Source organism: Streptomyces flavovariabilis (assembly GCF_000725785.1).
In the GTDB taxonomy this organism is placed as follows: domain Bacteria; phylum Actinomycetota; class Actinomycetes; order Streptomycetales; family Streptomycetaceae; genus Streptomyces; species Streptomyces hawaiiensis.
Genome location: NZ_JNXD01000001.1, coordinates 599,924 through 617,641 on the forward strand (window position 1 = coordinate 599,924; position 17,718 = coordinate 617,641).

At 69.0% G+C, this 17,718-nt stretch carries 17 protein-coding genes; 11 read left to right on the top strand and 6 right to left on the bottom strand.

Annotation, left to right across the window (positions count from 1 at the left end; translation table 11 throughout):
- The first annotated feature begins 54 nt into the window (after window positions 1-54).
- Window positions 55-522 carry a MerR family transcriptional regulator gene (locus tag IO24_RS0102630; RefSeq protein ID WP_031131307.1) on the top strand — a complete coding sequence of 156 codons (468 nt, stop codon included), beginning with the start codon at window positions 55-57 and terminating at the stop codon, window positions 520-522.
- The gene (locus tag IO24_RS0102635) at window positions 519-1,535 is read left to right on the top strand and encodes an aldo/keto reductase (RefSeq protein WP_031131308.1); all 1,017 of its coding nucleotides are present in this window, start codon (window positions 519-521) and stop codon (window positions 1,533-1,535) included. Before IO24_RS0102630 ends, IO24_RS0102635 begins: the two co-directional genes overlap by 4 nt.
- Window positions 1,536-1,617: 82 nt before the next feature.
- On the opposite strand, the gene IO24_RS0102640 is transcribed toward IO24_RS0102635, so the two are convergent.
- The 3 genes from IO24_RS0102640 to IO24_RS0102650 all read right to left on the bottom strand — a co-directional run bounded on the left by IO24_RS0102640 (window position 1,618) and on the right by IO24_RS0102650 (window position 4,510).
- A complete protein-coding gene (locus tag IO24_RS0102640; RefSeq protein ID WP_037667078.1) occupies window positions 1,618-2,475 on the bottom strand; it encodes a DUF4429 domain-containing protein in 858 nt (285 codons plus the stop codon).
- Between the two features lie 66 nt (window positions 2,476-2,541).
- Window positions 2,542-3,750, bottom strand: a complete 1,209-nt coding sequence (locus IO24_RS0102645) for an alpha/beta hydrolase (protein WP_031131312.1) — start codon at window positions 3,748-3,750, stop codon at window positions 2,542-2,544.
- Between the two features lie 73 nt (window positions 3,751-3,823).
- Window positions 3,824-4,510 (bottom strand): TetR family transcriptional regulator, encoded by a 687-nt coding sequence (locus tag IO24_RS0102650; RefSeq protein ID WP_045295818.1) that lies wholly within the window; start codon window positions 4,508-4,510, stop codon window positions 3,824-3,826.
- 61 nt (window positions 4,511-4,571) lie between these two features.
- On the opposite strand from IO24_RS0102650, the gene IO24_RS0102655 reads away from it, so the two are divergent.
- Together IO24_RS0102655 and IO24_RS0102660 are read left to right on the top strand one after the other, a co-directional pair.
- Window positions 4,572-6,191 (top strand): MFS transporter, encoded by a 1,620-nt coding sequence (locus tag IO24_RS0102655; RefSeq protein ID WP_031131316.1) that lies wholly within the window; start codon window positions 4,572-4,574, stop codon window positions 6,189-6,191.
- A 234-nt stretch (window positions 6,192-6,425) separates the two neighbouring features.
- Window positions 6,426-6,734, top strand: coding sequence for a hypothetical protein (locus IO24_RS0102660; protein WP_031131318.1), 309 nt, complete (start codon window positions 6,426-6,428; stop codon window positions 6,732-6,734).
- Between the two features lie 63 nt (window positions 6,735-6,797).
- Here IO24_RS0102660 and IO24_RS0102665 read toward each other — a convergent pair whose 3' ends face one another.
- Both IO24_RS0102665 and aceE read right to left on the bottom strand, forming a co-directional pair.
- On the bottom strand, window positions 6,798-7,532 hold the full coding sequence (locus tag IO24_RS0102665; protein WP_031131320.1) for a potassium channel family protein: 735 nt from the start codon (window positions 7,530-7,532) through the stop codon (window positions 6,798-6,800).
- Window positions 7,533-7,615: 83 nt separating this feature from the next.
- A complete protein-coding gene (aceE, locus tag IO24_RS0102670; RefSeq protein ID WP_031131323.1) occupies window positions 7,616-10,363 on the bottom strand; it encodes a pyruvate dehydrogenase (acetyl-transferring), homodimeric type in 2,748 nt (915 codons plus the stop codon).
- A gap of 418 nt (window positions 10,364-10,781) precedes the next feature.
- Between aceE and IO24_RS0102675 the strand changes: the two genes are divergently transcribed.
- From IO24_RS0102675 to IO24_RS0102700, 6 genes are all read left to right on the top strand, one after another.
- Complete coding sequence (locus tag IO24_RS0102675) at window positions 10,782-11,219, top strand: DUF3052 domain-containing protein (RefSeq protein WP_031131325.1); 438 nt, start codon at window positions 10,782-10,784, stop codon at window positions 11,217-11,219.
- A gap of 107 nt (window positions 11,220-11,326) precedes the next feature.
- Window positions 11,327-11,785, top strand: a complete 459-nt coding sequence (locus tag IO24_RS0102680) for a peroxiredoxin (RefSeq protein ID WP_031131327.1) — start codon at window positions 11,327-11,329, stop codon at window positions 11,783-11,785.
- Window positions 11,786-11,932: 147 nt separating this feature from the next.
- Window positions 11,933-12,508 carry a TerD family protein gene (locus IO24_RS0102685; RefSeq protein WP_031131329.1) on the top strand — a complete coding sequence of 192 codons (576 nt, stop codon included), beginning with the start codon at window positions 11,933-11,935 and terminating at the stop codon, window positions 12,506-12,508.
- Window positions 12,509-12,643: 135 nt separating this feature from the next.
- The gene (locus IO24_RS0102690) at window positions 12,644-13,219 is read left to right on the top strand and encodes a TerD family protein (protein WP_031131331.1); all 576 of its coding nucleotides are present in this window, start codon (window positions 12,644-12,646) and stop codon (window positions 13,217-13,219) included.
- A gap of 125 nt (window positions 13,220-13,344) precedes the next feature.
- Complete coding sequence (locus IO24_RS0102695; RefSeq protein WP_031131334.1) at window positions 13,345-14,490, top strand: DUF475 domain-containing protein; 1,146 nt, start codon at window positions 13,345-13,347, stop codon at window positions 14,488-14,490.
- A 130-nt stretch (window positions 14,491-14,620) separates the two neighbouring features.
- Window positions 14,621-15,358 (top strand): TerD family protein, encoded by a 738-nt coding sequence (locus IO24_RS0102700; protein WP_031131336.1) that lies wholly within the window; start codon window positions 14,621-14,623, stop codon window positions 15,356-15,358.
- Between the two features lie 43 nt (window positions 15,359-15,401).
- On the opposite strand, the gene IO24_RS0102705 is transcribed toward IO24_RS0102700, so the two are convergent.
- Window positions 15,402-16,310 carry a TerD family protein gene (locus IO24_RS0102705; protein WP_031131338.1) on the bottom strand — a complete coding sequence of 303 codons (909 nt, stop codon included), beginning with the start codon at window positions 16,308-16,310 and terminating at the stop codon, window positions 15,402-15,404.
- Between the two features lie 227 nt (window positions 16,311-16,537).
- Here IO24_RS0102705 and IO24_RS0102710 point away from each other — a divergent pair, with 227 nt between their 5' ends.
- Window positions 16,538-17,704 (top strand): HpcH/HpaI aldolase/citrate lyase family protein, encoded by a 1,167-nt coding sequence (locus IO24_RS0102710; protein WP_031131341.1) that lies wholly within the window; start codon window positions 16,538-16,540, stop codon window positions 17,702-17,704.
- The last annotated feature ends 14 nt before the right edge of the window (window positions 17,705-17,718 follow it).

Consider the following 17,718-nt stretch of genomic DNA (forward strand, 5'->3'; position numbering starts at 1 on the left):
TTCTTACCGTCGGCGCTTGCTTGGAGTGCACTCCAGGGTTCTAGCGTTGGGGCCATGACGGTGATGGAGACCACGGGGACCAGGACCGATACCTGCGCCGGCCCGACACTGCAGCAGAACCGGCGCCCGGACGGCGACGACCACTACACGATCAGCGAGGTCGTCGCCTTCACCGGCCTGACGGCACACACCCTGCGCTGGTACGAGCGCATCGGGCTGATGCCGCACATCGACCGGTCCCACACCGGTCAGCGCCGCTACACCAACCGCGACCTCGACTGGCTCGACCTGGTCGGCAAGCTCCGCCTGACGGGCATGCCGGTCGCGGACATGGTGCGGTACGCGGAACTGGTGCGCGAGGGCGACCACACCTACGGCGAGCGCTTCGAGCTGCTGAAGACGACCCGCGAGGACGTCCTGGCCAGGATCGACGAACTCCGGGGCACGCTCGCCGTGCTCGACCGGAAGATCAGTTTCTACGCGGACGCCGGGCGTGCCCTGGCGTCGGAGAGGTCCCGATGACGGACGGCAAGATCACGACGACGAGGCTCGGCGACCACGGCCCCGAGGTGAGCGTCCAGGGCCTCGGCTGCATGGGCATGAGCTTCGGCTACGGCCCCTCGGACGCGGACGCCTCCCGGGCCACCCTGGAACGGGCGCTCGAACTCGGCGTCACCTTCTACGACACGGCCGACGCGTACGGCGCCGGCGAGAACGAGCGGTTCCTGTCGCCGTTCTTCAAGGCCCACCGCGACGAGGTCGTCATCGCGACCAAGTTCGCCCTGTCGATCCCCCCGGACGACCCGACGCGCCGGGTCATCCGCAACGACCCGCCCTACATCCGCCAGGCCGTCGAGGCGAGCCTGAAGCGCCTGGACGTCGATGTCATCGACCTCTACTACATGCACCGGCGTGATGTGAACGTGCCGATCGAGGAGAGCGTCGGCACCATGGCCGACCTGGTCCGCGAGGGCAAGGTCAAGCACCTCGGCCTGAGCGAGGTCACGGCCGACGAACTGCGTGCCGCCCACGCCGTCCACCCCATCGCCGCCGTGCAGTCGGAGTGGTCGCTGTTCAGCCGCGACATCGAGACGCACGTCGTTCCCGCGGCCCGTGACCTGGGCGTGGCCCTCGTCGCGTACTCACCCCTCGGCCGGGGCTTCCTCACCGGCTCCTTCACCAACGCCGACCAGGACCTGAGCGCCGGTGACTTCCGCCGCCAGCAGCCCCGTTTCACGGGACAGAACGCCACGGCGAACGCGACCCTGCTGGAGCTGATCCGCTCGGTGGCCGAGGCCCACGACGCGACCCTCGGTCAGACAGCCCTGGCCTGGACCCAGCAGCAGGCGGCGATCCACGACCTGCCGGTCGTCCCGATCCCGGGCACCCGCAAGCCCGGCAGGGTGGAAGAGAACACGGCGGCGACCAGGATCGTGCTGACCGACGAGCAACTGGACCTGCTGGACGGCATAGCGGCCCAGGTGGCGGGCAACCGCTACGCGGACATGACCTTCACCTCCGCAGGCCGGGAGTAGTGAAGCGCCCCTAGGGGCGCGGGGAACTGCGCGACCGGCCACACACGACCCGCACCCGCCGGCGCGCAGTAACCCGCAGACGCTAGAGCTCCGACAGCAACTGGGCCTTCTTGACGGAGAACTCCTCATCCGTCACCAACCCGGCCTGGTGCAGTTCCCCGAGATGCCGAATCCGCTCGGCGATGTCCGCAGGATCACGGCGCGGCCCGGCCGCAGACACGGCCGCCACCGGAGCGGACGTGCGCACCGCCGCCAACACCGCCGCGGCGAACGGCAGTGACTCGTGCACCGGCCCGTACCCCAGCCCGAACACCACCGCGGCCGGATCCTGATCCGCCTGCGCGGCGGCCTCTCCCATGTCCCGCCGCAGCAGACGCATATGGCCCTCGAACACCTCCGGCGACCGCCACTCCACCCCGTTCAGCTCCCCGACGGAGAAGCTCTGGTCGCCGGCCTTCCACTTCGCCGACGACGCCCCCGTCCAGAACCACCGGAAGTTCACGGTCCGTCCGTCGAAGGTCGCCTTGCCGTCGTACGCCTTGAAGGACAATGGGCCCTTCGGCGGCTCCACCAGGAACCGGTCCGCCGGCCCGGACTCCGTCAGCAGGGTCCGCAGTTCGTCGGCGTAGTACTCCGCGAGGACCTCCCGCTCGGCGGGCAGCACCAGCCGGTAGGGGTCGCCGCTCTCCTTCAGCTGTCCGGCGGCCGCCTCCATCAAGGGGTCCGCCCCGGGGCGCGGCTCGACGCGCAGCACGACCGTGCCGCGCTTGCCGCGGGTCAGCGTCACTCCGGCGATCGCCTCCAGGGGCACACGACGTTCCCCGAGGGCCTGGAAGAGTTTGGGTGTTCGAATCCCCCGTTCGTAGCGGATGAGCACGGAGTCGGACTCGAACTCCCAGGCGGCATGAAATCCGGCCAGTACGTCACCCATGCGGCTCATCGTATGCGGCACGCGCTCCTCCGTCCCCCTCCCGAGCAGACCGCAATTCCTTCGCCTCTACGCGCGTCAGGCCGCCGCCGTGCCGGACAAACCGGTACGGCAGACGCCGTCTTCGTGCGCGCAGTGCACCGAGCGGTATGCGCCAACGCCGATCTCTGCGAAATTGAACAGACTTGCCGTCCCGGGCTCGAAGTAGCCCGCGTGCCCCTTCGCGCCCGCCGCCGACAGCACCCGCGCCCCGAACCCGGCGGACACGGGGTCGGCTCCGTGGCCCAGCCCGCCGACCTCCAGGTAGGGCACGTCCTGGATCCAGTCGTCGGAGTCCCGCATCGCCCACACCCGGGCGGTGGTGTGCAGCTGGGCCGCCTTCTCGACGCGCATGCCGGGGCTGCCGGCCACCGCGATGTCGGACACCCGGCCCGGCAGCTCGTGCGCGGCGACGCCGCACACCACGGAGCCGTAGCTGTGGCAGAACAGCGAGACCGGCGAGTCGCCCGGCAGCGACCGCACCAGCGCGTTCAGCCGTACGGCACCGTCCTTGGCGCGCATCGCCGTGGCCGAGTCGATGCCGAGTCCGCTGGGCGCCGTGTAGTCGGCCCAGGCGATCACGGCCGTACGGGTCGAGGGGCTCACCTGCAGCTCGGCCGCGTACAGGGACTTGGCCATGCCGACGGGCGCCGCGTACTTGCGGTGGGTGCGCTGGAAGGTGAGCAGGTCGGTGTCGACGCCGGGGACGACGACCGAGACCCGTTCCGCCCTGCGCAGGTCGCCGAAGACCTCCGCCACCCGGCCCGAGCCCTCCGGGTCGAAGGCCAGGATGCGACGGCCCTTCTCCATGAGGTCCTCGAAGCGGTGCATCCTGCGGCCCGCCTCGTGCTTCCCGGCCGGGGTGAGGCGCTTGTCGTGCATGCGTTCCCGCTCGACCTTGCGCGCCTTGGTCAGCGCGAGGTGGTTGGCGCGGTAGCGCAGCTCGACCGGCGCGCCGTTCATGTTGCCCACCGCGAGCGAGTACTTGCGGACCAGGCTCGTGCGGTCCTGCTCGGTGAGGGAGGCGAAGAAGCGGGCCAGCCTCGTCGGCTCGGACTGCGGGTCCGGCAGCCGGTGACCGCCGATCCGGCCGTGCTCCCAGGCGGAGAGCGAGGCCTGCAGCGGTGTGTCGCCCCGCTGGTTGCGCAGGGCCGTCCAGCCGGAGGTCGCCAGCATCACGAACACGACGGCCAGAGCGAGCAGTGCGCGCCAGACGTTCAGTTGCGGGGAGGTGTCGAAGGAAGTCACTGAAAGGACACACTAGGAGAACGAGAGGGTCTCGCGTTAACCAAGTGACCGGGATCACGTTTCGGTGGATGCGCTAAGGGGACCCCTCCGCACGCCAGTTCCCGGCCAGTGCGGGACCCACCTGATCCAGGTATGTGGTGGTGAGTTCGCGCATTCCGTCGAGGCTCAGGTCGTCCCCCGCGGACCACAGCCGCTCGGTGACGCGAATCACCCCGCCGAAGAGGGCCACGACGATCCTCGGCCGGGGATCCGCGTTCACGTCGAGCCCCTCGCGCTCGGCGATGATGCCCGCGAGCTGCTCCTCCAGTTCCGCCGACCGCCGCAGATGCGCGGCGAGCAGGGCGGGCGTCGACTCGATCACCCGGTAGACGCGCAGGTGGAGCTCGATCGGCACGAGCTCCTCGACGGCCTCGTTGATCGCGTCCCAGCTCTCCAGCACGGCCCGGCGCAGCGCCTCCAGCGGCGCCTCGCCGGGCGGGCGCGTGCGCAGGGCCTCGACGACGAGTGTCTCCGCCAGGCGCGGCACGAAGAACGCCGTCTCCTCCTTGCCGGCGAAGTAGCGGAAGAAGGTGCGCTGCGAGACGTCCACGGCGGCGGCGATGTCGTCGACGGTCGTCTCCTCGTACCCGCGCGTGGCGAACAGTTCCAGCGCGGCCCGCAGCAGTGCGTCCCGGGTGCGCCGTTTCTTGCGTTCGCGCAGGTTCAAGACATGCCTCTCGTCTGACGTGTTCTCCCAGTTCAGGCTATACGGGGATGTCATGTCAGTTACCGACTAGTGAATTGGTTTGTCATTTGTCAGTGGCTGTCACTAGCCTCGCGGTATGACTAGTCAGACCACCATCGACACGACGGGGTCGGGGGGCAGGGTGCCGGCGTCGCCGTCGGGCGCGGCGCCGGGCAAGGGCCTGCGAGGGCACCCCTGGCTCACCCTCATCACCGTCGCTGTGGGGGTCATGATGGTGGCCCTCGACGGCACCATCGTGGCCATAGCCAACCCGGCGATAGGCAAGGACCTGGGGGCCTCATGGTCGGATCTCCAGTGGATCACCAACGCCTACTTCCTCGCCCTCGCGGTCTCCCTGATCACCGCGGGCAAGCTCGGTGACCGGTTCGGTCACCGGCAGACGTTCCTCATCGGTGTGGCGGGCTTCGCCGCCTCCTCGGCCGCCATCGGGCTGTCCAAGGGCATCACGGCCGTCATCGTCTTCCGCGTCTTCCAGGGGCTCTTCGGCGCCCTGCTGATGCCGGCCGCGCTCGGTCTGCTGCGGGCCACCTTCCCGGCCGAGAAGCTGAACATGGCCATCGGCATCTGGGGCATGGTCATCGGCGCGTCCACCGCGGGCGGCCCGATCCTCGGCGGCGTGCTCGTCGAGCACGTCAACTGGCAGTCGGTGTTCTTCATCAACGTGCCGGTCGGGATCCTCGCCGTCATCCTCGGTGTCTGGATCCTGCTCGACCACCGCGCCGAGAACGCCCCGCGCTCCTTCGACATCCTCGGCATCGTCCTGCTGTCCGCGGCGATGTTCTGCCTCGTGTGGGCCCTGATCAAGGCCCCTGAGTGGGGCTGGGGCGATCTGAAGACCTGGGCGTTCATCGTCGCCTCGGTCGTCGGCTTCGGGCTCTTCGCCGTCTGGGAGACGAAGGTGAAGGAGCCGCTGATCCCGCTGGGGCTGTTCCGCTCCGTCCCGCTGTCGGCGGGTGTCGTCCTTATGGTCCTGATGGCCATCGCCTTCATGGGCGGCCTGTTCTTCGTGACGTTCTACCTTCAGAACGTGCACGGGATGAGCCCGATCGACGCCGGTCTGCACCTGCTGCCGCTCACCGGCATGATGATCGTCGGTTCCCCGCTCGCCGGCGTGATGATCACCAAGTTCGGCCCGCGCATCCCGCTGGCCGGCGGCATGGCGTTCACCGCGATCGCCATGTACGGGATGTCCACGCTGGACGCACACACGGGCAGCGGCGTCATGTCCGTCTGGTTCGCCCTGCTGGGCCTCGGCCTCGCACCCGTCATGGTCGGGGCCACGGAAGTCATCGTGGGCAATGCGCCGATGGAGCTCTCCGGTGTCGCCGGCGGTCTCCAGCAGGCCGCGATGCAGATCGGTGGCAGCCTGGGTACGGCCGTGCTGGGCGCGGTCATGGCCTCCAAGGTCGACAGCGAACTCGCCGGCAACTGGGCGGACGCGGGGTTGCCGCCGCTCACCCCGGCCCAGTCCGAGCAGGCCGCGCTGGCCGTCCAGCAGGGCAGCGCCCCGGTGCCCGAGGGCACGCCCGAGCAGATCGCCGCGAAGATCACCGAGGTCGCGCACACCACGTTCATCGACGGCATGAGCCTGGCCTCCCTGACCGCCGCAGGCGTGGCGGCCGTCGCCGTGTTCGTCGCGTTCCTCACCAAGCGCGGTGAGAACGCGCAGGCCGGTGCGGGAGCGGCGCACATCTGACGCTCCCCGGCGGCTCGTTCGCCTATCAGGGTGAAGGCAGCCGCCGAACCCTCCCCTTCGGCACGCGCCGCAGGTCACAGTGGGTCAAGTCCTCCGCAGGGCATGGAGGGTGAACGCTGCGGCGCGCTGCCGGAGGGGGGCGGCGCGCAGGCAGCGGGATTGAAGCGCGAGTACGGGGTACTCGTCATGTCGTACCCGAATAGAACCCAACCGACCGAGGGTTTACGGGAGTTGATGATGGCGAGCTTCGGACACGGTACGCGCAGGCACCCCCGCTCACGTGGCCGGACGTGGTCACGGACCGGGACGGATCGCGCGACGCTCGGACTCATCGGAGTCATCTGCGCCGTTGCAGGCTTCTTCGTGCTGGGGATCGTTCTCGGTCCCGCCGCGATGGTCTGCGGCTGGCTCGCCATGGGCCGCGCGTGGTCGGGCTCGCGCCCCACCGCGGCCGTGGTCGCCCTGGTCCTGGGCGCCATCGACACGCTCCTGGCCATCATCTGGCTGTCCGGAGCGGCCACACCGGGCATCGGAATGTTCTGACCCGAGCGCGGCATGGGAAAGGGCCCCCGGCGATGTACCGGGGGCCCACCTGTGTGCCCCGCGCTACTCGACCGCTGTCCCCTTGAGCGCCGCCACCTCCCCCCGCAGCGCCCGCACCTCCTCGGTCAGCTCCCGTATCGCCTCGGTCTGCCGCCGCTCCTCGACGTCGTCCTTCTCGAACCGTGCGATGAACCAGGCGGCGATGTTCGCCGTCACCACACCGAGCAGCGCGATCCCGGACAGCATCAGCCCGACCGCCAGCATCCGCCCCAGCCCGGTGGTCGGCGCGTGGTCCCCGTACCCCACGGTCGTCATCGTCGTGAAGGACCACCACACCGCGTCACCCAGCGTCCTGATGTTCCCGTCCGGAGAGTCCCGCTCCACCGACAGCACGGCCAGGGACCCGAACATCAGCAGCCCGACCACGGCACCCACGACATACGTCGTCAGCCTGATCTGCGAGGCCATCCGCGCCCGCTGCCCGACGAGCAGCAGCGTCGACACCAGCCGCAGCAGGCGCAGCGGCTGAAGCATCGGCAGCAGCACCGCCCCCAGGTCCAGCCAGTGCGTCCGTACGAAGGCCGGCCGGTTCGGCGCGAGTACCAGGCGTACGGCGTAGTCGAGGGCGAACGCGGCCCACACCACCCACTCGACCGCCGAGCACAGCCGGACCACATCCCGGCCCGCGTCCGGCCGGACGATCGGCACGGCGTAGGCGACGGCGAAGGCCAGGGCCAGGGCGAAGAGGGGCCGTTGTGTGTGCTGTTCCCACCGGAGCTGGGCCGAGTGCTGCTGCATCGTCGCATCGTAGGAAAAGTGAAGGGGTGGTGCGCCCACGGTGTACCCGTGACGCGCACCACCCCTTGACCGGGCTTGACGTGTCAGGCGTCGCCGCCCGCTGCCCCCGGGTCGGCGGCCGACACGTCGAGCAGCTGGTACCGGTCGATGGCCTGCTTGAGCACGGAGCGGTCGACCTTGCCCTCACGGGCCAGTTCCGTCAGCACCCCCACCACGATCGACTGCGCGTCGATGTGGAAGAAGCGCCGGGCGGCGCCCCGCGTGTCGGCGAAGCCGAAGCCGTCCGCGCCGAGCGACTGGTACGTCTGCGGCACCCAGCGCGCGATCTGGTCCGGAACGGACCGCATCCAGTCGGACACGGCCACGACCGGCCCCTGCGCGTCCGCGAGCTTCCGCGTCACGTACGGCACCCGCTGCTCCTCCTCGGGGTGCAGCAGGTTGTGCTCCTCGCAGCTCACGGCCTCGCGCCGCAGCTCGTTCCAGGAGGTCGCCGACCAGACGTCCGCCTTGACGTTCCAGTCCTCGGCCAGGATCTTCTGCGCCTCGACCGCCCACGGCACGGCGACACCGGACGCCAGGATCTGCGCCGGGATCGAGCCGGCCGTGCCCTCGCTGAACCGGTGGAGGCCCTTGAGGATGCCGTCGACGTCCGCGTTCTCCGGCTCGGCCGGGTGCTGGATCGGCTCGTTGTAGACGGTCAGGTAGTAGAAGACGTCCTCGCCGTGCGGGTGCTCCTCGGAGCCGCCGTACATCCGGCGCAGGCCGTCCTTGACGATGTGCGCGATCTCGAAGCCGAAGGCCGGGTCGTACGCCACGCAGCCCGGATTCGTGGAGGCCAGCAGCTGCGAGTGGCCGTCGGCGTGCTGGAGGCCCTCACCGGTCAGGGTCGTGCGTCCGGCGGTCGCGCCCAGCACGAAACCGCGCGCCAGCTGGTCGGACATCTGCCAGAACTGGTCGCCGGTGCGCTGGAAACCGAACATCGAGTAGAAGACGTAGACCGGGATGAGCGGCTCGCCGTGCGTCGCGTAGGCCGATCCGGCGGCGATCAGCGACGCCGTGCAGCCCGCCTCCGAGATGCCGTCGTGCAGCATCTGGCCGTTCGGCGACTCCTTGTAGGCGAGCAGCAGATCGCGGTCGACCGACTCGTACTGCTGGCCGAGCGGGTTGTAGATCTTCGCACTCGGGAAGAACGAGTCCATGCCGAACGTGCGGTACTCGTCCGGCGCGATCAGCACGAACCGCTTGCCGATCTCCTTGTCCCGCATGAGGTCCTTCAGGAGCCGCACGAAGGCCATGGTCGTCGCGATGGACTGCTGACCCGAGCCCTTCTTCACGGTCGCGTACGTCTTGTCCTCGGGCAGCGCCAGCGGCTTGGACCGGACCACGCGCGTGGGGACGTAACCGCCGAGCGACTTGCGGCGGTCGTGCATGTACTGGATCTCCTCCGAGTCCCGGCCCGGGTGGTAGTACGGCGGCACGCCGGACTCCAGCTCCTTGTCCGGGATCGGCAGGTGGAGGCGGTCGCGGAAGCGCTTGAGGTCGTCGACCGTCAGCTTCTTCATCTGGTGCGTGGCGTTGCGGCCCTCGAAGTTCGGGCCCAGCGTCCAGCCCTTGATCGTCTTGGCGAGGATGACCGTGGGCTGGCCCTTGTGCTCGGCGGCCGCCTTGTAGGCCGCGAAGATCTTCTTGTGGTCGTGACCGCCGCGCCCCAGGTGCAGGATCTGGTCGTCGGTCATGCCCTCGACCATCGCCCGCAGCCGGTGGTCGTCACCGAAGAAGTGGTCGCGGATGTACGAGCCGGTCTCCGTGGCGTACGTCTGGAACTGCCCGTCCGGCGTGGTGTTCATCTTGTTGACCAGCACGCCGTCACGGTCCTGGGCGAGCAGCGGGTCCCAGCTGCGGTCCCAGACCAGCTTGATCACGTTCCAGCCGGCACCCCGGAAGATCGACTCCAGCTCCTGGATGATCTTCCCGTTGCCGCGCACCGGCCCGTCGAGCCGCTGGAGGTTGCAGTTCACGACGAAAGTCAGGTTGTCCAGGCCCTCCCGGGCGGCGATGGACAGCTGGCCCAGCGACTCCGGCTCGTCCATCTCGCCGTCGCCGAGGAACGCCCACACCTGCGACTTGGAGGTGTCGGCGATCCCGCGCGCGTGCATGTAGCGGTTCATCCGCGCCTGGTAGATCGCGCCGATCGGGCCGAGGCCCATCGACACCGTCGGGAACTCCCAGAAGTCCGGCATCAGCCGCGGATGCGGGTACGACGACAGCCCGTGCGGCGCCTTCGACTTCTCCTGGCGGAAGCCGTCCAGGTGCTCCTCGCCCAGCCGGTCCAGCAGGAACGCGCGGGCGTAGATGCCGGGGGAGGCGTGGCCCTGGAAGAAGACCTGGTCGCCGCCGTCACCCTCGTCCTTGCCGCGGAAGAAGTGGTTGAAGCCGACGTCGTAGAGGGAGGCGGAGGAGGCGAACGTGGCGATGTGGCCGCCGACCCCGATGCCGGGGCGCTGGGCCCGGGAGACCATCACCGCCGCGTTCCAGCGGGTGGCGTTCAGGACCTTGCGCTCGATCTCCTCGTTGCCCGGGAAGAACGGCTCGCTCTTGGTGGGGATGGTGTTGACGTAGTCCGTGCTGCGCATCTCCGGCACGGCCACGCGCTTCTCGCGGGCCCGCTCGATCAGCCGCAGCATCAGGTAGCGGGCCCGTTCCCGGCCGCGCTCGTCGACGGCGGCGTCGAGGGAGTCGAGCCACTCCTGAGTCTCTTCGGGATCGAAGTCAGGAACCTGACTCGGAAGGCCGCCAATGATGATCGGGTTGCGATCGGATGCGGAAGCCACGCTGTTCCTTACCTGTCAGAGGGCCTGCGAGGGCCGCTGTTTCGCTTGTCGTCGCCGGGGCGTCGTCGCTGGGGGGCGCGCCGCTCCCATGGTCCACCTCGGGGCCGGGAAACGTCATCTCTACCCAGCGGTAACCAAGACGTGAGATCGACTCCGTGACGTATGGGGCGAATACCTTCGAGTCTCGTACCCACAGACGATTCCCAAACGCCCAAACAGGGCAGAAAGGTGTGGTGTGCGTCACCTGGGACCATGATGGTGTGCCAGGAGTTGCGGTGACACAGCCAGGATCGTCACCGTTTCGGCGGTCTGAACGGCCGGGTACTTGCGCGATCCGTCCCGCCCGTGTGGACTACGGCCAATGCTTCGCGCACGCGCGTGGCTGAGTTATTCCCAAAACATGATCAGGAGGCAACCCGTGAGCGCGACCGCGGACCACGCGGAGGAGCGGACGAACCCTGCCGCCAGGCTGGGGTTCCAGCCCGGGCAGGTGGTCCAGGAGATCGGCTACGACGACGACGTGGACCAGGAGCTCCGCAAGGCCATCGAGGGCATCATCGAGGCCGACCTGGTGGACGAGGACTATGACGACGTGGCCGATGCCGTTGTGCTGTGGTTCCGTGACGACGACGGCGACCTGACGGATGTGCTGGTGGATGCCACCACGTACATCGAAGAGGGCGGCGCGATCCTGCTCCTGACGCCGAAGACCGGCCGTTCGGGGTACGTGGAGCCGAGCGACATCTCGGAAGCCGCCACCACGGCGGGTCTGACGGCGTCCAAGAGCGTCAGCGTCGGCAAGGACTGGAGCGGTAGCCGGCTGGCCACGCCCAAGGCTGCCAAGTCCAAGCGTTAGTCGTACGGCGGGGCGGGCCGACGCCGTCGGCCCGCCCCTCGGCCTGCGCCGGTGCCTGCGTAGGGTGGTCCCACCCCGAAGAACCCCATGAAGGGACACCCTCAGCGATGGCGATCCAGGTCGGCGAGAAGGCCCCCGACTTCGAGCTCAAGGACAATCACGGCAGGGCCGTGCGGCTGTCCGGCTTCCGGGGCCGGAAGAACGTGGTGCTGCTCTTCTACCCCTTCGCCTTCACCGGCGTGTGCACGGGTGAGCTGTGCGAGCTGCGCGACAACCTGCCGCAGTTCTCCGACCGCGACACCGAGCTGCTCGCCGTCTCCAACGACTCCATCCACACCCTGCGCGTCTTCGCCGAGCAGGAGGGCCTGGAGTACCCGCTGCTGTCGGACTTCTGGCCGCACGGCAACGTCTCGCGGGCCTACGGCGTCTTCGACGAGGACAAGGGCTGCGCCGTGCGCGGCACCTTCGTCATCGACAAGGAGGGTGTCGTGCGGTGGACCGTCGTCAACGGCCTGCCGGACGCGCGCGACCTGAACGACTACGTGAAGGCGCTCGACTCCCTGTGACGCCGGTCGGGCGGCATGCGCTCGACACCCGCCGAATTGTCGGCTCCAGGGCCTGCGAGGGGCGGGAACCCGTCACTAGGATCGACTCGTTGATCCGACATCCGAGCACAACGGGGCACCCCGCCCCTGGACACCAATGGAGGACTCGTGGGAGTCAGCCTCAGCAAGGGCGGCAACGTATCGCTGACCAAGGAGGCGCCGGGCCTGACCGCGGTCATCATCGGTCTGGGGTGGGACGTCCGCACCACGACCGGCACGGACTTCGACCTGGACGCCAGCGCGCTGCTGCTGAACAACTCCGGCAAGGTCGGCAACGACCAGCACTTCATCTTCTTCAACAACCTCAAGACCCCGGACGGCTCCGTGGAGCACACCGGTGACAACCTCACCGGTGAGGGCGAGGGCGACGACGAGCAGATCAAGGTCAACCTCGCCACCGTCCCGGCCGACGTGGAAAAGATCGTCTTCCCGGTCTCGATCTACGACGCCGAGACCCGCCAGCAGTCCTTCGGCCAGGTGCGCAACGCGTTCATCCGCGTCGTGAACCAGGCCGGCGGCGCCGAGATCGCCCGCTACGACCTGAGCGAGGACGCCTCCACCGAGACCGCCATGGTCTTCGGTGAGCTCTACCGGCACGGCGCGGAGTGGAAGTTCCGCGCCATCGGCCAGGGCTACGCCTCGGGCCTGCGCGGCATCGCGCAGGACTTCGGCGTGAACGTCTGAACCACTGAAGGGCCCCGGCGACAGGGCCCGGAGGTCTTCTTGTCCGGCGCCGCACGGTTTACGTGCGGCGCCGGACGTGCAGGACCACCTCAGTAACACCACCGGGCCTGTGGCCCCAAGGGGAGGGACAGCATCATGGGCGTCACGCTCGCCAAGGGGGGCAATGTCTCCCTGTCCAAGGCCGCACCGGACCTCACTCAGGTGTTGGTCGGGCTCGGCTGGGACGCGCGCTCCACCACCGGAGCCCCCTTCGACCTCGACGCCAGCGCCCTGATGTGCAGCAGCGGGCGCGTGCTCGGGGACGAGTGGTTCGTCTTCTACAACCAGCTCAAGAGCCCGGACGGCTCGGTCGAGCACACCGGTGACAACCTCACCGGCGAGGGCGACGGCGACGACGAGTCGCTCCTGATCGACCTCCCCAAGGTCCCGCCGCAGTGCGACAAGATCGTGTTCCCCGTCTCCATCCACATGGCCGACGAGCGGGGCCAGACCTTCGGCCAGGTCAGCAACGCCTTCATCCGGGTGGTCAACCAGGCCGACGGCCAGGAACTCGCCCGCTACGACCTGAGCGAGGACGCCTCCACGGAAACGGCGATGATCTTCGGTGAGCTCTATCGCTACCAGGGCGAATGGAAGTTCAGGGCCGTCGGGCAGGGGTACGCGTCGGGGCTGCGGGGCATCGCGCTGGACTTCGGGGTCAACGTCTCATAACGCGATATGAGCAAAATCCGGGGCCCCGTGGGGCGCGGAAGGATGCCGACTAGACTTCCGATTCAAAGTTTTGTAAAGCCGGGTACGGCGCGGGGGAGCCCCGTACACACACGATTGGGTAGCCAGTGGTTCTGAAAACCTTCGGGTGGTCGTTCGCGGTCACCGCGCTCGGCCTGGTCGCAGCGATCTTGTACGGAGGGTGGACCGCGTTCGGTGTCGTTGCGATCCTGTCCGTCCTCGAGATCTCGCTGTCCTTCGACAATGCGGTGGTCAACGCCGGGATCCTGAAGAAGATGAATGCCTTCTGGCAGAAGATCTTCCTCACGATCGGCATCCTGATCGCCGTCTTCGGCATGCGGCTGGTCTTCCCCGTCGTGATCGTCGCGCTCAGCGCCCAGCTCGGGCCGATCGAGGCCGTCGATCTCGCGCTCACCGACAAGGACCAGTACCAGCAGTACGTCACCGACGCCCACCCGTCGATCGCCGCCTTCGGTGGCATGTTCCTGCTGATGATCTTCCTGGACTTCATCTTCGAGGACCGGGACATCAAGTGGCTCGGCTGGCTGGAGCGCCCGCTGGCCAAGCTCGGCAAGGTCGACATGCTGTCGGTCTGCATCGCCCTGATCGTCCTGCTGATCTCCGCGCTGACCTTCGGCGCCAACGCCCACCAGCACGGCGGCACCCACGCCGACAAGGCGGAGACCGTCCTGCTCTCCGGCATCGCCGGTCTGATCACCTACATGATCGTCGGCGGCCTCTCCGGCTACTTCGAGGACAAGCTCGAGGAGGAGGAGGAGCGCGAGCACGAGGCCGAGGAGAAGGCCGAGCGCGAAGGCAAGCCCAAGTCGGCGGTCAAGCTGGCCGGCAAGGCCGCGTTCTTCATGTTCCTGTACCTGGAGGTCCTGGACGCGTCCTTCTCCTTCGACGGAGTGATCGGCGCCTTCGCCATCACCAACGACATCGTCCTGATGGCCCTCGGCCTGGGCATCGGCGCCATGTACGTCCGGTCCCTGACCGTGTACCTGGTCCGCGAGGGCACCCTGGACGACTACGTCTACCTGGAGCACGGCGCTCACTACGCCATCGGCGCCCTCGCCGCCGTCCTCCTGGTGACCATCCAGTACGAGATCAACGAGTTCATCACCGGCTCCATCGGCGTCATCCTGATCGGCGCCTCCTTCTGGTCCTCCGTGCGCCGCAACCGCGCCATCGCCGCGGCCGAGGGCGGGTCCGGCTCGGACGAGAAGACTCAGGTCTCGTCCGGGGTGTGACACCCCTCCGGGTGAGGAACGCTCTGTGCGGGGCGGCCACCGAGGTGACCCTCGGTGGCCGCCCCGTCGGTCGTCAAGGGCCGTGGGCAATGCGATGACCTGCGGTCTCCAAGTGAACGTGGGGGGCGGAATGGGCCTGTTCGACGGACTCCGGCGCGGCCGCGAGGCACAGTTCGACTCGGGCGACGCGTCGACCAACGCGATCGAGCTGACCAAGCGGCGCGCGCAGATATCACTCACCAAACAGGGGGCGGCCACCGGCCATCTGCGCGTCAACCTGAGCTGGCGGATGCGCACCTCCGACTTCGGCGGCTCCCAGCGCGAGAGCCTGCTGCGCCATCCTTTCCGGGCCCTCAAGCCCCCCGAGGTCATCGGCCACAGCCAGAGCATGGTCAACGTCGACCTCGACCTCGGCTGTCTCTACGAGCTCCAGGACGGCAGCAAGGGCGTCGTCCAGCCCCTCGGCGGCTACCTCGGGGAGACCAACGCCGCGCCGTACGTCAAGCTCAGCGGCGACGACCGCTTCGGCTCCGCGTCCGGCGAGACGATGTACATCAACCTCGACCACCGCGACAGCATCAAGCGGCTCCTGGTCTTCGTCTACATCTACGACCAGACGCCCGCCTTCGACCGCGCCCACGCCATCGTCACCCTCTACCCGAGCAACGGCCCCCGCATCGAGATCCACCTCGACGAGCGCCAGCCACAGGCACGCTCCTGCGCCGTCGTCATGATCGAGAAGGTGAAGAACGAGATCATCGTCCGCCGCGAGGCGAAGTTCGTCTACGGCTTCCAGGCCGAGCTCGACCGGCTGTACGGGTGGGGGCTGCAGTGGGGGCGGGGCTACAAGACCAAGGTCGACCGCTGACCGCGGAACCCGGCGGCGCCGCCCCCGAGTCCGCGGACAGGGCCTAGCGTCCGATGAACTGCGGGCCCTGCGGGGGCAGCCGGAAGTCCGGGTCGGGCACCGCGGTGACCGGCGGCGGGTAGCCGTAGCCGGTCTGCGCGGCCGCGGCGCCCGCCGCGGCCGGTGCGGGGTAGCCGTACGCGGGCCGGCTGGTGGGCTGCGGATAGCCGTACGCCGGCTGCGTCGGCGGCGGCTGCTGCGGCGGCGGATAGCCGTACCCGGGCTGTGCGGGCACCGCGGTCGGCTGCTCCGGGGGCAGCGGCAGGGAGGCCTCGGAAGACTGCTGGGCGGGGCCGGCGGTCGTCGGCTGCGCGGGCGTGTTCGTGGTGGGCGGCGCCGGGACGGTCGTGGTCGGCTCCGCCGCCGCCTCCGACTCGTCCACCGAGATGCCGTAGTCGGTCGCGAGCCCCTGCAGCCCGTTCGAATAGCCCTCGCCCAGCGCCCGGAACTTCCAGCCCTCCCCGCGCCGGTACAGCTCGCCGCAGATCAGCGCGGTCTCCTGGCCCGTCTCCGGCTTGACGTCGAAGTACGCCAGCGCTTCGGCACCCGGGCCCGCCGCGTCGTACAGCAGAATGCGCAGCGCCTGTACGCGGTCGAACGTCACGCCGTCCGCCGATGCGACCAGCAGAATCCGGCTGACTCCCGACTCGACACCGGTGAGCTCTGTCTGGATCGTGTCGGTCAGGCCCTCGGCGACCCGCTTCTTGCCGAGCCGCCACACCTTCCCGGCCGGGTGCCGGGGCTGGTTGTAGAAGACGAAGTCCTCGTCGGAGCGCACACGACCGTCGGGGCCGAGGAGCAGCGCGGAGGCGTCGACGTCCGGAACCCCCTGCCCGGGTGTCCAGCGCAGCACGGCGCGCACCGTGGTGGCTTCCAGCGGGACGTTCGACCCCTTCAACATCGCGTGCGTCATGCGGTCATCCTGCCTTCTCGGTCCTGCTCACGACAACGCGGGGGCCGCGGTCACGAGCGGCGCCGACGGCCGTCGCGGACTACCGTCGTCATGGCCGGGCCTGGCTGTGCTTGCCCGCGTTACCTGAAATTCATGCCTGACGGGAACCTATGACACGGCCTTCTACGTACTATTACCGGCCAGCTTTCGACGATTCGCAGGCCGCACCACCATCACGGGGGAGTTCCATGCGTCATTTCGGGCACGTCGCCCCTGAGGGGCGGAAGCGCCTTTTCCACCGCGAGCCGTGCACGTTCACCGCGGACTCCCCGGCCCGGCTGCTCGCCGCCGCCCTGGGCGCCACGCTGTACAGCCCGGCCACCCGGCCGCACCTGGCCGACGACATCCTCAAACAGGCCGGGCGGGGCGTGGTCTCGATGGTGCTGTGCCTGGAGGACTCGATCGACGACGCGGACGTCGGCCCCGGCGAGGAGAACCTCGTCCGCCAGTTCACGGCCCTCGACGGCCTCCCGGACGCCGACCTGCCGCTGCTGTTCATCCGGGTGCGCACCCCCGGGCAGATCCCCGACCTCGTACGACGCCTCGGCGCCGCCGTCCGGCTGCTGTCCGGATTCGTGCTGCCCAAGTTCACCGAGGAACGCGGCATCCCCTTCCTCGAGGCCCTGGCCACCGCCGAGGCCGAAAGCGGCCGTCGTCTTTTCGCCATGCCGGTGCTGGAGTCCCCGGAGCTGCTCTACCGGGAGTCGCGCGTGGAGACCCTCGAGGGCATCAGCCGGGCGATCGACAAGTACCGCGACCGCGTGCTCGCGCTGCGCCTCGGCGTGACGGACTTCTGCTCCTCCTACGGGCTGCGCAGAGGCCCCGACATGACGGCCTACGACGTGCAGATCGTCGCCTCCGTGATCGCCGACGTGGTGAACATGCTGGGCCGCGCCGACGGGACCGGCTTCACCGTGACCGGGCCGGTGTGGGAGTACTTCCGGGTCCAGGAGCGCATGTTCAAGCCGCTGCTGCGGCAGAGCCCCTTCCTGGAGGTGCAGGCCGCGGAACTGCGCGAGAAGCTGATTGAGCACTCCATGGACGGCCTGCTGAGGGAGATCTCCCTGGACCACGCCAACGGACTGCTGGGCAAGACCTGCATCCACCCCTCGCACGTGCTGCCCGTGCACGCCCTGTCGGTCGTCAGCCACGAGGAGTTCTCGGACGCCCAGGACATCCTGCGCCCGGAGCGCGGCGGCGGTGGTGTGCTGAGATCGGCGTACACGAACAAGATGAACGAGGTGAAGCCGCATCGGGCCTGGGCCGAGCGGACCCTGCTGCGTGCCGAGGTTTTCGGCGTGGCGAACCAGGACATCGGCTTCGTGGAACTGCTGGCGGCGGGCCTGCCGGGTTGAACGCACGACGCAGG